The organism is Pseudoxanthomonas koreensis (assembly GCF_041890415.1).
GTDB classification, from domain to species: Bacteria; Pseudomonadota; Gammaproteobacteria; order Xanthomonadales; family Xanthomonadaceae; genus Pseudoxanthomonas; species Pseudoxanthomonas koreensis_A.
In genome coordinates this window covers 212,261-225,007 of the sequence record NZ_CP169056.1, presented here as the reverse complement: position 1 = coordinate 225,007, position 12,747 = coordinate 212,261, and the positions used below count along the sequence as shown (strand labels likewise).

The window sequence follows — 12,747 nt, the reverse complement described above, 5'->3', positions numbered from 1 at the left end:
GACCGGCACGTCGCTACCAGGGCAGCGGCGTGCCGTTGGCGTGCCAGAAGCTGCCGCTGTCCTGCGCGGTGAGCGTGTCCAGGCGCGTGATCAGTTGCGCGGCCGCCTCGTCCGGGCCGATGTCGCCGCGCCCGCCCAGCATGTCGGTGGCCACCCGCCCCGGATGCAGCAGGAACACGGCGATGCCGCGCGGCCCCAGGTCCACCGCCAGCGACTTGCCGATCGCGTTCACCGCCGCCTTGGATGCGCGGTAGCCGTAATAGGCACCGGAGCTGTTGTCCTCCACCGAACCCATCCGGCTGGTGATGATGCCGACCTTGGCATCGTCGGCGAGCTGCGCCTGCAATGCCGCCGCCACCCGCAACGGGCCCAGCGTGTTGACCTCGAACTGGCGCTGGATGCGCGCGAACGCATCGGCGTCCAGCGCGCCCAGGGTTTCGTTGGTGAAGATGCCGGCGTTCAGCACCAGGCCGTCGATGCGGCAGCCGCCGGTGCGCTGCGGCAGGCGTGCCACCGCGGCCGGATCGGCCATGTCCACGCCATCGATGACCTGCGCGCCGCAGGCGTCCAGTTCGGCGCTGGAACGGCGGCATACGCCGATCACGGTGTCCCCGCGCGCCTGCAACTGCTGCGCCAGCGACAGCCCGATGCCGCGGTTGGCGCCGGTGATCAGGTAGGTGGCCATGTCAGCTCCTGCATTCCGGATGGACAGGCATCCATTCTAGGCCGGCGTCGCGTGCGCTCAGCCCAGATCGACCTTGGCCACCTTGTCCTTGTAGTCCTTTTTCGGGTCCACGCCCAGCAGCATCTTCACGCCGGCCAGCAGGCTGTGCTCGTTGAGCCACACCTCGCCCTCGTCCGGGTCCAGGCGCAGCAGCGCCAGCTTGGGGTCGTCCTTGCCGGTGTACCAGGCGGCCACGAACGGATTCCACAGGCGCTCCACCACGGCCGGGTCGGTATCCACGGCAAGCTGGCCGCCGATGCTGGCAAACAGTGCGTGGTCCTTCGCCGCGAATGCGGCCACCGCGCGCCGCGGGGTGTCCAGGCGCTGCACCAGCGCATTGTCGATCGAGGTGAAGAACCACACCGGGCCGCGTGCATCGTGCTCGAGCTGGGCGGTCATCGGCCGGGTATGGCCGTCCTCCAGCCCGTCCACGCCCAGCATCACGGTCATGTCCGACTTCAGTGCCTTCCAGAATTTGCTTTCCAGTTCCCGGGGATCGCTCATGTGCATGCTCCGCTTGAGGCCAGGCGCGCTGCCTGGCCGGTGGTCGATCAGTGGTTGACCACGGCAGGGTTCCGCACCGCGCGCCAAGCGGAGGTGAAATGACGCGGCAATATACAAACGCATATCGCAGGCCAGTGTTCCTGCATGGCGCGTCGCCACGCGGTTTGCGCGTGGCACTATCCGGGAGTTTTCACAACCACCGGTATGCCATGACTTTCCAACCCATCCGCCTGATCGCCCTGCTGGCCAGCCTGCTTGTGCTGACCGCACTTCCCGTCCGCGCCGTTGCAAGCGACGACGGCAAGCACACCTTCGTCCTGGTCCACGGCGCCACCGCTGGTGGCTGGGAGTGGAAGCGCACCGGCCAGTTCCTCACCGACGATGGCCACACCGTGTACCGCGCCACCCTCACCGGCCTGGGCGAGCGCATGCACCTCAACAGCACGGACATCGACCTGCAGACCCACATCAACGACGTGGTCAACCTGATCCTGTTCGAGGACCTGCACGACGTGGTGCTCACCGGCCACAGCTATGGCGGCATGGTGGTGACCGGGGTGATGGACCGCATCCCCGAGCGCCTCAAGCACGTGGTGTTCCTGGATGCGGCGGTGCCGCAGGACGGCCAGTCGATCTGGGACCTGTTCGGCAGCCGCGGGCCGATGCCCGCCGACCGCTTCCGCGACGGCTTCATGCAGGTGCCGTGGGTCAAGCCGGGCGACGCGCCGCCGCACAGCGTCAAGCAGTCGATCAAGTGTTTCGAGCAGCCGGTGTCCTACCGCAACCCCGCCGCGCTGGCGCTGCCGGTGACCTACGTGGCCTTCGTGCCCAAGGACCAGTCGGCGCAGGAGCGCGCGTCCAAGGACAAGAGCTGGCAGAACGCCGTGGCGCGCGGCTGGACCATCCGCACCTTCCCCGGCGGCCACGTGGCCCAGCAGGAAGATCCGCGCGGCGTGGCCACGCTGATCGCCGAATCGGTGGATGACCGCAATACGCCGGTGGCTGCCGGCCAGTAATGCCAAGGCCGGGGGCACCGCGGTGTCCCCGGTCGCTGCGTGGCGCGGCGTGATTGCCGCGCCATGGCGCCAGGTCTATTCAGGCGCCCTGCACACGTAACTGTCCGGCGAGGCCACGTCGCCACCCTGGTAATGGGCGTGGGTCGGATACGGACACAGCGGGCGCGCGCCTTCCAGCGCAGCACCCTGCGCCAGCACACGGCCAGGCGCACGCGCCTGCTCCACCCACTCCACCAGCGGCGTGAGCAGGTCGAAGTGGTCGCGCGTGGTGCCGCCGCCGCAATGGCCCATGCCCGGCACGAAGTAGAAGCGGCTTGCGTCGGCCCAGGCCTGCTTGCCGTTGGCTGCCTCGGCGCGCTTGAAATAGTCCAGCGTGTCCCACGCCGAGAACCACGGGTCGCTGACGCCGTGGTAGTAGATGACCTTGCCGCCGCGGCCCAGGAAGGTGCCCAGGTTGGTCCACACGTTGGTGTCGGTGAGCATCTGCACCGCATCGGCGCGCACCTTGTGCGCCTGCGCGTCCACATCGAACCCCTCTGCCGCCGGCATCACCGCGGCCAGGATGTCCGGGCCGGCCGACGGCAGGAAGCCGGGGATGCCCTGGCCTTCGAACACGATGCCGGTGTCGTAGGGGTAATCGACGTACAGCGGCGCGCCCGACGCATCGCGCGGCGCCTTGAACGCCTCAGTGAGCGCGGTGACCTGGGCGGCGCCGAGGCAGTCTTCGCGCTTGTCGGCCGCGCACTGCAAACGCGCCGGATCGAAGCGGCAGCCGAGCACGTCTTCGATCACCCCGTCGGCCAGCCCGTCGAGTGCATCGCACTGCGCCAGCAGGCCGTCGAGGATCAGCGCCCGGTCACCGGTGGAGAAGGTGTGTGCCAGCTGCGGCTTGCCCGCGGCATCGCGTGGCGCAGCCGTGGCGAAGGTGGCACGCGCATGGGCCAGGGCCAGGTTGGAGAAACCGGTGCGCATGGCCGGCGCGGACACCAGCGCGCCATCGAACAGCTCCGGCCAGCGCTGGGTGGCCTGCATGGTCTCGCGGCCCCCGGTGGAGCAGCCAGCCATGTACGAATGCCGCGGCGCCATGCCGTAGTGGTGTTCGATCACCAGCAACGCGGCCTGCGTGGTGGTACCCACCGAGGCATGGGCGAAGTCCAGCGCGGCGCGCTGGTCCTGGATAAAGGAGGCATCAAACCCCTCGCCGACGTGCCCGCTGTCGGTGGAGACCACGGCGAAGCCACGCGCCAGTGCCGGCACGTCACCCGCGCCGGTGGTGCCCAGCGGCGGCGCGATCGAGCCATTGAGCCCGCCACCGCCCTGGAACAGGAAGCGGCCGTTCCACGCCTCCGGCAGCGCCAGCTCGAAGCCGATGCCATAGCGCACGCCACCGGCGCCGATGCGCTCGTCGATGCGGCCCGACACCTTGCAGTACGCAGGAATCTCCACTGCAACCGGTGGCAGGTAGGGCTGCGCGCGCACCGTGCCCGGCGCGGCGGCGGGTACGCGCTCGGCCGCTGTCACTTCCAGGCGCAAGCGTGCATCACGCAGGCCGACCAGGTCCGTGCACGCACCGCCATCCCCACGCGCCGCCACCGCCTGGCCCGCAACTCCACCCAACAGCAACAGGCCCGCCAGGGCCCCGCCGAACACTTGCATGCACTACCTCCACGGCATCCGCGCGACAGCCGGGCTGGCTGCGCGCCATCCCGCGCATCTTAGCGGGCGCCGCCGCTGCGACGGTCGATGCATGGCATGCTCCGGGCGCATCGCGCCGCCCCCCGGTGGGGGCATCGCACTGCCGCCGACTGCCTGGAGCCGGCATCGCGGAAGGCCTCCTGTATTCTGCGCAGCATCAGGCATGACGCCTGCGTGATCCACGATGGCAGGCAACGCCCGACGCATGGAGGGGAGGAACCGGGGGATGGCAGTAACGTGCATGCCGCGCATGGCCGCGGCGCTGGCTACCATGGCCCTGCTGGCCGGCTGTGCAACCTCGTCCGCGCAGCAGGCCGCGCCCGGACCCGGACCCGAGGAAGCGCACGTACACGCGGAGCAGCCGTCCATCCCGGCCGAACAACTGCGCGACGGTCTGCTGCGCCTGCTTGAAGCACTGCACACGCAGGACATGGATCCGGCGCTGGTGGAGCGCAGCCTCGGCGTGCAGATGGGGCGGGTGGAAGGAAGAGACCGCGTGTTCGGGACCTACGGCCCCGTGGACGAAGGCTGGAACTATTCCATTGACCTCGTCCGCCGTGACGACGCCGAACCCTACATCGACCTCTATCTGTTCCCAGACCGCCTGCCCGGCAAGCGCTGGGTCCTCACCCAGTGCACGCTTGACCCCCACGCATTCGCAAACGCACTCAGGCAAGCCGGATGGACCGTGCGTGACAAGCCGTACTGGTACGTCAAGGCCTGGTACCTGCACTTTGAACGGCCGATCCTCGGCTCTGGCGGAGGCGTCTCCGGTCACGTCCGCTTCCTGTACATGGGAGAAGAACCCGATGAACGCCAGGCATGCATGGTGGGATTCCGCGTCCATGTCGGAAAATGGGACTTGACGCCATGACCGAATCATCGCGCCTGGCAGCGCCGGACCAGCACTTGTTTCAGCCGTTCAGTGGAGCACAGCGCTGGTCCATTTCCAGATCGGTTATCGCCGGAACCCGCGCGACGACTTTCGCTGCCACGCTGGCCGCACTGGCCCTGCTGACCGGCTGTGCAACCTCGCCGGTGCGGCAGGCCGCGGCTGGACCCGAGGAAGCGCCCGCACACGTGGACCCAGCCGCTGGGACTCCCGGCTCCCGCCTTCCCTTTTCCGCAGCAGGCCTGCCACTGGCCTCGGAGCAGCCATCCATCCCGGCCGAACAGCTGCGCGACGGCCTGCTGCATCTGCTCGAAGCGCTGCACACGCAGGACATGGATCCGGCGCTGGTGGAGCGCAGCCTGGGCGTGCGGATGGGGCGGTCCGAAGGAACCGACCACTGGTTCGCCACCTATGGCCCGGTGGATGAAGGCTGGGAATACACCGTCTTCCTTATTCCACAAGAGGACGCCGAACCCTATATCAATGTTTACTTGCGCGCCGATCACCTGCCCGGCAATCGCATGGCGCTCACCCAGTGCACGCTCGACCCGCACGCATTCGCCAACGCACTCAGGCAAGCCGGGTGGACCGTCCGCGACAAGCCGTACTGGTACGTCAAGGCCTGGTACCTGCTGTTTCGCCGGCCGGTGCCTGGCACCGAGCGGAGCGTAGGAGGCCGGATACGCTTCCTGTACCTGGGAGCAGAACCCGATGAACGTCCGGCCTGCATGGTCGGAATGGACATCTATGCCGGGAAGCTGAGGGAAACGCCATGAGGGCCATGCCAGACCAATTACCCCTGCCGATGCCAAACCCGCACCTGTGCCTGCCGCCACCCGGTGGGGCGCAGGGGCGACGCTGTTTCGAACCGATGGTCGCCATGGCCCGTACCGTCGTTTTATCAGCCGCACTGGCCCTGCTGGCCGGCTGTGCAACCTCGCCGGTGCAGCAGGCCGGTGCCGGACCAGTCGGCGGACCTGGTGAAGGTCGCGCAGCGGTAATCGCGGTCGCGGAGGTTGCCGGATCCCACCTCCAACATTCCGCGGAAAGCCTGCCACTGGCTACGGAGCAACCGTCCATGCCGGCCGGGCAGTTGCGTGACGGTCTGCTGCACGTGCTCGAAGCGCTGCACACGCAGGACATGGATCCGGCGCTGGTGGAGCGCAGCCTGGGCGTGCGGATGGGACGGTCCGAAATAAGCAGCCGCTGGTTCGCCGCCTATGGGCCCGTTGACGAGGGCTGGGACTACGCCGTGGACCTTATCCCGCCTGATAACGACGCCCCCTACATCAACATCTACCTGTTCCCGGACCACCTGCCCGGCAATCGCCTAGTGCTCACCCAATGCACGCTCGACCCGCACGCATTCGCAAACGCACTCAGGCAAGCCGGGTGGACCGTGCGTGACAAGCCGTACTGGTACGTCAAGGCCTGGCACCTGCCCTTCAAGAGACCGATCCCCGGCACGGACGGAGGCGTCTCGGGTGAAATCCGCTTCCTGTACCTGGGAGAAGAACCCGATGGACGGCGCCCATGCATGGTCGGCATGGACATCTATGCCGGGAAGTGGGTGAGCAAGTCATAACGGCCATGTCCATGTCCTTGCCAACGCCAGACCTGCACGCGTGCCTGCCGCCACCCGGTGGGGCGCAGGGTCGACGTTGTTTAGCACTGATGGTCGCCATGGCCCGTACCGTTGCTTTATCAGCCGCACTGGTCCTGCTGGCCGGCTGTGCAACCTCGCCGGTGCGGCAGGCCGGTGCCGGGCCAGTCGGCGGACCTGATGAAAGTCGCGCAGCGGTAATCGCGGTCGCGGAGGTTGCCGGCTCCCACCTCCAACATTCCGCGGAAAGCCTGCCACTGGCTACGGAGCAACCGTCCATGCCAGCCGAACAACTGCGCGACGGTCTGCTGCACCTGCTCGAAGCGCTGCACACGCAGGACATGGATCCGGCGCTGGTGGAGCGTAGCCTGGGCGTGAGGATGGGGCGGGTGGAAGGAAGAGACCGCGTGTTCGGGACCCACGGTCCCGTGGACGAAGGCTGGAACTATTCCGTTGACCTCGTCCGCCGCGACGACGCCGAACCCTACATCAACATCTACCTGTTTCCCGATCACCTGCCCGGCAATCGCCGGGTGCTCACTCTGTGCACGCTCGACCCGCACGCATTCGCCAACGCACTCAGGCAAGCCGGGTGGACTGTCCGCGACAAGCCGTACTGGTATGTCAAAGCCTGGTACCTGCACTTTGAACGGCCGATCCCCGGCTCTGGCGGAGGCGTCTCCGGTCACGTCCGCTTCCTGTACATGGGAGAAGATCCCGATGAACGCCAGGCATGCATGGTGGGATTCCGCGTCCATGTCGGAAAATGGGACCTGATGCGATGAGCAGCATGTCCAACAAATTGCCTCTGCCAACGCCAGACCCGCACCTGTGCCAGCCGCCACCCGGTGGGGCGCAGGGGCGATGCCGTTTAGAACCGATGGTCGCCATGGCCCGTACCGTTGCTTTATCAGCCGCACTGGTCCTGCTGGCCGGCTGTGCAACCGTTACCGCCGCGCGGCCACCCGGCCCGGCAGCGGGGTTTCCGGTGGCTACGGAGCAGCCGTCCATGCCGGCCGGGCAGCTGCGTGACGGCCTGCTGCGCGTGCTCGAAGCGCTGCACACGCAGGACATGGACCCTGGGCTGGTGGAGCGCAGCCTGGGCGTGCAAATGGGGCGACCCGAAGGAAGCGACCGTCTGTTCGGCACCTTCGGACCCGTGGACGAGGGCTGGGACTATTCCGTGGAGCTTATCCCGCGGGACGGCGCCGAGCCTTACATCAACGTCGTCATGTACCCAGATCACCTGCCCGGCAATCGCCGGGTGCTCACCCAGTGCACGCTTGACCCCCACGCATTCGCAAACGCACTCAGGCAAGCCGGATGGACCGTGCGTGACAAGCCGTACTGGTACGTCAAGGCCTGGTACCTGCTGTTTCGCCGACCGGTGCCTGGCACCGAGCGGAGCGTAGGAGGCCGGATACGCTTCCTGCACCTGGGAGCAGAACCCGATGAACGTCCGGCCTGCATGGTCGGAATGGACATCTATGCCGGGAAGCTGAGGGAAACGCCATGAGGACCATGCCCGACCAATTACCCCTGCCGATGCCAAACCCGCACCTGTGCCTGCCGCCACCCGGTGGGGCGCAGGGGCGACGCTGTTTCGAACCGATGGTCGCCATGGCCCGTACCGTCGTTTTATCAGCCGCACTGGCCCTGCTGGCCGGCTGTGCAACCTCGCCGGTGCAGCAGGCCGGTGCCGGACCAGTCGGCGGACCTGGTGAAGGTCGCGCAGCGGTAATCGCGGTCGCGGAGGTTGCCGGATCCCACCTCCAACATTCCGCGGAAAGCCTGCCACTGGCTACGGAGCAACCGTCCATGCCGGCCGGGCAGCTGCGTGACGGTCTGCTGCACCTGCTCGAAGCACTGCACACGCAGGACATGGATCCGGCGCTGGTGGAGCGCAGCCTGGGCGTGCGGATGGGGCGGTCCGAAATAAGCAGCCGCTGGTTCGCCGCCTATGGGCCCGTTGACGAGGGCTGGGACTACGCCGTGGACCTTATCCCGCCTGATAACGACGCCCCCTACATCAACATCTACCTGTTCCCCGATCACCTGCCCGGCAATCGCCGGGTGCTCACCCAGTGCACGCTTGACCCGCACGCATTCGCAAACGCACTCAGGCAAGCCGGCTGGACCGTGCGTGACAAGCCGTACTGGAGCGTAAAGGCCTGGCACCTGCCCTTTGAATGGCCGATCCCCGGCTCTGGCGGAGGCGTCTCCGGTCACGTCCGCTTCCTGTACATGGGAGAAGAACTCGATGAGCGCCTGGCCTGCATGGTGGGACTCCGCATCCATGTCGGAAAATGGGACCTGATGCGATGAGCAGCATGTCCGACAGATTGCGCCTGGTGGTAGCGGACCTCCATCTTCACGATTCCGCGAAAGGGCGGGACATCCAGCAGGCGATCGAGAGTTCACCGCTGCTGGTGCAGCAGATGTCCGCGGCGGCCGACAAGGGTTCGCTCAAGCACATCCGCTTTTCGAGCGCGAGCGACCATGCGGGCGGGTACTACGATGCCGCCACCGGCACCATCTACATCAGCCAGGAGGTATTCACGAATCGGGAAATGCAGCCACGACACGACCTCATCGTCGGCACCCTGGGCCACGAAACCTCGCATGCGCTCGATGCGGATCGTGCTGCTGCGGCCGTCTCGCGGCTGGACTACGAGATCCACGAGGCCATCCAGGAGGCCCGTGCCACCGACAGCAACAGGGTGGACCTCACCCCGCCGGTGGATCGGTACATCACGGCTGGACGCGATGCCGAGGCCCGCGCCGAACTGGCCGGGCTCAATGCCCTGGCCAGCCGCGTGGCCCAGGAAAAGGGCGGCATCCCCGACACCAATGAGTTGTTGGGGCGGGCCGCGGCGACCACCGAGTGCGTTATCCCCACAGGAAGCAACCGCTACCAACCCGCCGCCGGCCTGTCCATCGATCCCTCTGGACACTTTCAGGGGGCGCGCGAAGCCATCGCCCGCTGCCATTTCGACGCATCACACGCGAGCCTGGGCCGCGCCGGCAACGCCACCTACCGCAACTACTATGCCGGCTATCCCATCGAACGCATCGCGGCGGCGATTGGCAACAGAGACAAGCCCGAGATCTGGCTGGGCCTGACCCAGCTCCGGCTTGACCCCGCGCAGATCCAGGACGCCGGCCTGGACCTCAAGGGTGAGGGCCGCCGCGTCGGTGTCACCGATCCGGTCATCGGCAGGGTGTACTTCCAGCACAACCATGCCCGCGGCGGGCAACGCACGCCGGATGCGTGGACTGCCGACCATCGCGACCTTGCCGATGGGGCCGCTGCGCGAGCACAGGACAGCGCAGCATCGATGCCGTTTTCGGCGCCGACGCATCCGGACCACGCCCTGTACCGCAGCGTCGGGGACTCGTTGCAGGCGCGCCTGCCCGCAGGCGCGATGCTGTCCGAAGACCGCCTGGCCCAGCTCACCCTCGCCGCACGCCAGGCCGGTATCGGGGCGGGGCAGCGCATGGACATGGCCTTCGGCGATACGTGGGTAGCACTGCAGGGTGCCGGCCCGGCGCAGCACGCCAGGGTCGATCTCACCATGCCTCCACCGCCGGCCCTGCAAAGCGCCGCGCAAGCGGCCGAACTGGACCAGGCCGGGCAGCAGCGCCAGCGGACGGACCCGGCTGCACACCAGCGCCCCGAACAACAGCAGGCAGCAGCACTGTCCTATTGAGCCTGCGCCCAATCCACCCGGTTGCGGCCGGACTTCTTGCCGCGATAGGTCGCGGGCGAAGGTGCGCAGCCCCACCAGCAACGCCACCACCATGCCCGCGGAGCACAGCGCACAGATCGCCGACAGCAGCGCGTAGTGGCCCACCGATCCCCACGCCAGGGGAAGGACGGATACGCGGACTGCCGGGACACCGGACCCGCACGAACAGGCGCAATCCCATCCCCGCGACGGGGGGATTGCCCGGCCGGCATCCAGCCAACCGCAACGCCAAGGGTGAGGCTTCGGGAACATCGGCCGCGACGGCCGGAACTTGTCCCATGTGGCCGATCTCGGCTCCCGGTTTGACGCGCCTCCCCCGCCGGATGAATATCCGGACTTCTCCCCCGATGCGTGGGGGGCCATCAGGCGTCAGCCACCATGCACACTTGCCCGGAGCACGCATGAGCGGAGTCGTCGTACTCGTCAGCTATCGTTCCCTTCCGGAACATGCGCACACGGCCAGGCGCGAGATCGGCAGACTCATCGCCTCCGTCCTGGCAATCGAGCCCGATTGCGGCGGCATCACCATGCTCCAGGACGCAAGCGAGCCGACGCGCTTCACCCTGGTCGAGCATTGGCCCAGCCAGGAGCTGTACCTGGGGCCGCACATGCAGCAGCCGCACATCCAATCATTCATCCAGGATGCGGGGACTTTCCTCGCCGGGCCACCCGACATCTCGTTCTGGCATCCTGTCGGCGGGGTCAAGCGACAAAGCGACGGTATCGGCTGAAACCGGGCGGACGCGCCTGCGGCGCATGCTCCCGATATTCGCAGCCGGGGCGCCGTGATAAAACTGTCCAAGCTGATCAGGCATTGTCCCGGGACCAAGATGGACGGTGACAACGACGGGGTACCGTGCGAGACGCAATGGTGCAGCTGACAGCGGCCGGGGTGCCGTGATTCGACATGGGCAATGGAGGCCCGGATACATGCACGCAGCAACACCACCATCCCTGATCGCGCACGGTGCGGCAGTCATCGCGACCGCGACGGTCCTGGCCGTCGGCTACACCGCCGCCTCGGCCTACTTGGCCGGCAATGTCGATCCCAAGCTCGGGCCCGCCGGGATGCTGCAACTGGCCACGCTGGTCATCGTGCTCTGCTCGGGCCTGGCGACCATGGGGTCCAGCCTCTACCACCTGTTCCGCAGTGCGCACCCGCACGATCCAGCACCTCGCCGGCTCGTGTTTCACGGCGTGGTGGTGGGCGCGGCCATCGCCGCACTCCACTGGCTTGTACTGGCGCACATGCCCGTGCTGCCCGGGATCAGCGACTGGCCGCAGTACTGCGTTTACTTCCTCGTGCTGGGCTGCGCGTTGCACTGGCTGGTGGCACGCATGGCGGCGCTGCTGTCACGGCACGTGTCGCCCCGCGGGGATGTTCCCCTTTCATGATTGACCGGGCCCTGCCCGCTCCCCAAACCAACAAGGAGGTTACCCATGCATATCCACCCATCCCTTGCACTGCTGTGTGCGCTGGCGTGCGCGCCCGCACTTGCCGCCGATCCCGCTGATGTTGCCCTGGCACCGGACGCCCCCGGTGCCGATGCGGCAGCCGCGCCAGGCGAGGTAGCGCGGCCGGCACGCATCCGCCTGTTCGGCCAGAACGGCGTGGCGCTGACCATGTACACCAACGCGCGGTGCGAGGACGAATACGACGAGGAAATCAGCGCATCGGGCGCGGTGTCGCACGGGTTCAAGACCTTGTTCGGCAAGAAGCGGCCGAACGAAACCATCGGCATCCCGGAGACGGAAAGCACCCGCACCCTGGCCTCGCGCGACAAGCTGATGGCCAACCCCTATTACCTGGAATACCCGCTGGTGCCCGGGCAACCGGTGATGCTGGAAGCGCAGATCTCGAACAACCCGAGCGGCTTGCGCTGCAACCGGCGGGTGCAGGCCACCTTCATTCCCGAAGCCGGCACGGATTACGAAGGCGACATGATCCGCGACTTCGCCAACAGGGTGTGCCGCATGGAAGTGCGCCGGGTCGCGGCCGATGGCCGGTACGGCATGGTCCGCGATGTGCCTCTGCCATCAACCTGCGCGGAGGAGGCCGCCACCGCGCCGATGATGGTCATGCTGTTCGAACCCGGCCGCGTGCAGTACCGGTTTGCCGAGGCGGGCGCGGGCGTGGACGAACTGGATGACGACGAGGACAGCCTCGAGGACTTCGAGGAAATCATGGCCGAGGCCCCCCTCCCGCCCGGCATGACCTTGTGCCTGGTCGCGCCCGGCGGCGTGGCCGATGGCCCGCTGGGCCAGCGCCTTCCGTCCCTGCTGCAGGCACGCGGCGCCCAGGTCCGCACGGTGAGTGGCGACAGCGATGCGCTGCAGGCGCAATGGCATCTCACCGAAGAGCGGCCGCTGACCGTGCCGCTGGCCGAGTACTACTGCCGGGCGATGGCGCTGGATTGAGTGCGACACCCGGGTGTTGCCAACCCGGCGACGCCCGGCTCGTTCCGGTTGGAAGTGCGCCGTCATGGGGGCGCTGTCTGGGCGCGACCTCGGAATGTGGCAGGCATTCCGCGGTCGCCGGCAAAGCCGGCTCCTACAGCTCACCG

At 67.6% G+C, this 12,747-nt stretch carries 15 protein-coding genes; 12 read left to right on the top strand and 3 right to left on the bottom strand.

Annotated elements, in window-relative coordinates; all coding sequences use genetic code 11:
• Positions 1-13: 13 nt before the first annotated feature.
• Together ACEJ41_RS01045 and ACEJ41_RS01040 are read right to left on the bottom strand one after the other, a co-directional pair.
• Complete coding sequence (locus tag ACEJ41_RS01045) at positions 14-685, bottom strand: SDR family oxidoreductase (protein WP_374012954.1); 672 nt, start codon at positions 683-685, stop codon at positions 14-16.
• Positions 686-742: 57 nt separating this feature from the next.
• Complete coding sequence (locus ACEJ41_RS01040; RefSeq protein ID WP_374012953.1) at positions 743-1,228, bottom strand: pyridoxamine 5'-phosphate oxidase family protein; 486 nt, start codon at positions 1,226-1,228, stop codon at positions 743-745.
• 209 nt (positions 1,229-1,437) lie between these two features.
• Here ACEJ41_RS01040 and ACEJ41_RS01035 point away from each other — a divergent pair, with 209 nt between their 5' ends.
• A complete protein-coding gene (locus tag ACEJ41_RS01035) occupies positions 1,438-2,244 on the top strand; it encodes an alpha/beta fold hydrolase (protein ID WP_374012952.1) in 807 nt (268 codons plus the stop codon).
• A 75-nt stretch (positions 2,245-2,319) separates the two neighbouring features.
• Here ACEJ41_RS01035 and ACEJ41_RS01030 read toward each other — a convergent pair whose 3' ends face one another.
• Positions 2,320-3,900 (bottom strand): tannase/feruloyl esterase family alpha/beta hydrolase, encoded by a 1,581-nt coding sequence (locus tag ACEJ41_RS01030; protein ID WP_374012951.1) that lies wholly within the window; start codon positions 3,898-3,900, stop codon positions 2,320-2,322.
• A 289-nt stretch (positions 3,901-4,189) separates the two neighbouring features.
• Here ACEJ41_RS01030 and ACEJ41_RS01025 point away from each other — a divergent pair, with 289 nt between their 5' ends.
• From ACEJ41_RS01025 to ACEJ41_RS00975, 11 genes are all read left to right on the top strand, one after another.
• Positions 4,190-4,813: a hypothetical protein gene (locus ACEJ41_RS01025; protein ID WP_374012950.1), complete on the top strand. Its 624-nt coding sequence runs from the start codon at positions 4,190-4,192 to the stop codon at positions 4,811-4,813.
• Positions 4,810-5,607: a hypothetical protein gene (locus ACEJ41_RS01020; RefSeq protein ID WP_374012949.1), complete on the top strand. Its 798-nt coding sequence runs from the start codon at positions 4,810-4,812 to the stop codon at positions 5,605-5,607. The genes ACEJ41_RS01025 and ACEJ41_RS01020 overlap by 4 nt, the downstream gene beginning before the upstream one ends.
• 104 nt (positions 5,608-5,711) lie before the next feature.
• Positions 5,712-6,416, top strand: a complete 705-nt coding sequence (locus ACEJ41_RS01015; protein WP_374012948.1) for a hypothetical protein — start codon at positions 5,712-5,714, stop codon at positions 6,414-6,416.
• Positions 6,417-6,514: 98 nt separating this feature from the next.
• Positions 6,515-7,219: a hypothetical protein gene (locus tag ACEJ41_RS01010; protein ID WP_374012947.1), complete on the top strand. Its 705-nt coding sequence runs from the start codon at positions 6,515-6,517 to the stop codon at positions 7,217-7,219.
• 104 nt (positions 7,220-7,323) lie between these two features.
• Positions 7,324-7,950: a hypothetical protein gene (locus ACEJ41_RS01005; RefSeq protein WP_374012946.1), complete on the top strand. Its 627-nt coding sequence runs from the start codon at positions 7,324-7,326 to the stop codon at positions 7,948-7,950.
• A complete protein-coding gene (locus ACEJ41_RS01000) occupies positions 7,947-8,759 on the top strand; it encodes a hypothetical protein (RefSeq protein WP_374012945.1) in 813 nt (270 codons plus the stop codon). Before ACEJ41_RS01005 ends, ACEJ41_RS01000 begins: the two co-directional genes overlap by 4 nt.
• 5 nt (positions 8,760-8,764) lie before the next feature.
• Positions 8,765-10,144 (top strand): hypothetical protein, encoded by a 1,380-nt coding sequence (locus tag ACEJ41_RS00995; protein WP_374012944.1) that lies wholly within the window; start codon positions 8,765-8,767, stop codon positions 10,142-10,144.
• A gap of 440 nt (positions 10,145-10,584) precedes the next feature.
• Positions 10,585-10,914: a putative quinol monooxygenase gene (locus ACEJ41_RS00990; RefSeq protein ID WP_374012943.1), complete on the top strand. Its 330-nt coding sequence runs from the start codon at positions 10,585-10,587 to the stop codon at positions 10,912-10,914.
• Positions 10,915-10,968: 54 nt separating this feature from the next.
• Positions 10,969-11,064, top strand: a complete 96-nt coding sequence (locus tag ACEJ41_RS00985) for an excalibur calcium-binding domain-containing protein (RefSeq protein ID WP_374012942.1) — start codon at positions 10,969-10,971, stop codon at positions 11,062-11,064.
• Between the two features lie 49 nt (positions 11,065-11,113).
• Positions 11,114-11,578: a hypothetical protein gene (locus tag ACEJ41_RS00980; RefSeq protein ID WP_374012941.1), complete on the top strand. Its 465-nt coding sequence runs from the start codon at positions 11,114-11,116 to the stop codon at positions 11,576-11,578.
• A gap of 45 nt (positions 11,579-11,623) precedes the next feature.
• Positions 11,624-12,601 carry a hypothetical protein gene (locus ACEJ41_RS00975; protein ID WP_374012940.1) on the top strand — a complete coding sequence of 326 codons (978 nt, stop codon included), beginning with the start codon at positions 11,624-11,626 and terminating at the stop codon, positions 12,599-12,601.
• Positions 12,602-12,747: the final 146 nt, after the last annotated feature.

Coding starts and splice junctions, on each gene's coding strand:
- ACEJ41_RS01045 (WP_374012954.1), bottom strand. CDS start 685: ATGGCCACCTACCTGATCACCGGCGCCAACCGCGGCATCGGGCTGTCG.
- ACEJ41_RS01040 (WP_374012953.1), bottom strand. CDS start 1,228: ATGAGCGATCCCCGGGAACTGGAAAGCAAATTCTGGAAGGCACTGAAG.
- ACEJ41_RS01035 (WP_374012952.1), top strand. CDS start 1,438: ATGACTTTCCAACCCATCCGCCTGATCGCCCTGCTGGCCAGCCTGCTT.
- ACEJ41_RS01030 (WP_374012951.1), bottom strand. CDS start 3,900: ATGCAAGTGTTCGGCGGGGCCCTGGCGGGCCTGTTGCTGTTGGGTGGA.
- ACEJ41_RS01025 (WP_374012950.1), top strand. CDS start 4,190: ATGGCCGCGGCGCTGGCTACCATGGCCCTGCTGGCCGGCTGTGCAACC.
- ACEJ41_RS01020 (WP_374012949.1), top strand. CDS start 4,810: ATGACCGAATCATCGCGCCTGGCAGCGCCGGACCAGCACTTGTTTCAG.
- ACEJ41_RS01015 (WP_374012948.1), top strand. CDS start 5,712: ATGGCCCGTACCGTCGTTTTATCAGCCGCACTGGCCCTGCTGGCCGGC.
- ACEJ41_RS01010 (WP_374012947.1), top strand. CDS start 6,515: ATGGCCCGTACCGTTGCTTTATCAGCCGCACTGGTCCTGCTGGCCGGC.
- ACEJ41_RS01005 (WP_374012946.1), top strand. CDS start 7,324: ATGGCCCGTACCGTTGCTTTATCAGCCGCACTGGTCCTGCTGGCCGGC.
- ACEJ41_RS01000 (WP_374012945.1), top strand. CDS start 7,947: ATGAGGACCATGCCCGACCAATTACCCCTGCCGATGCCAAACCCGCAC.
- ACEJ41_RS00995 (WP_374012944.1), top strand. CDS start 8,765: ATGTCCGACAGATTGCGCCTGGTGGTAGCGGACCTCCATCTTCACGAT.
- ACEJ41_RS00990 (WP_374012943.1), top strand. CDS start 10,585: ATGAGCGGAGTCGTCGTACTCGTCAGCTATCGTTCCCTTCCGGAACAT.
- ACEJ41_RS00980 (WP_374012941.1), top strand. CDS start 11,114: ATGCACGCAGCAACACCACCATCCCTGATCGCGCACGGTGCGGCAGTC.
- ACEJ41_RS00975 (WP_374012940.1), top strand. CDS start 11,624: ATGCATATCCACCCATCCCTTGCACTGCTGTGTGCGCTGGCGTGCGCG.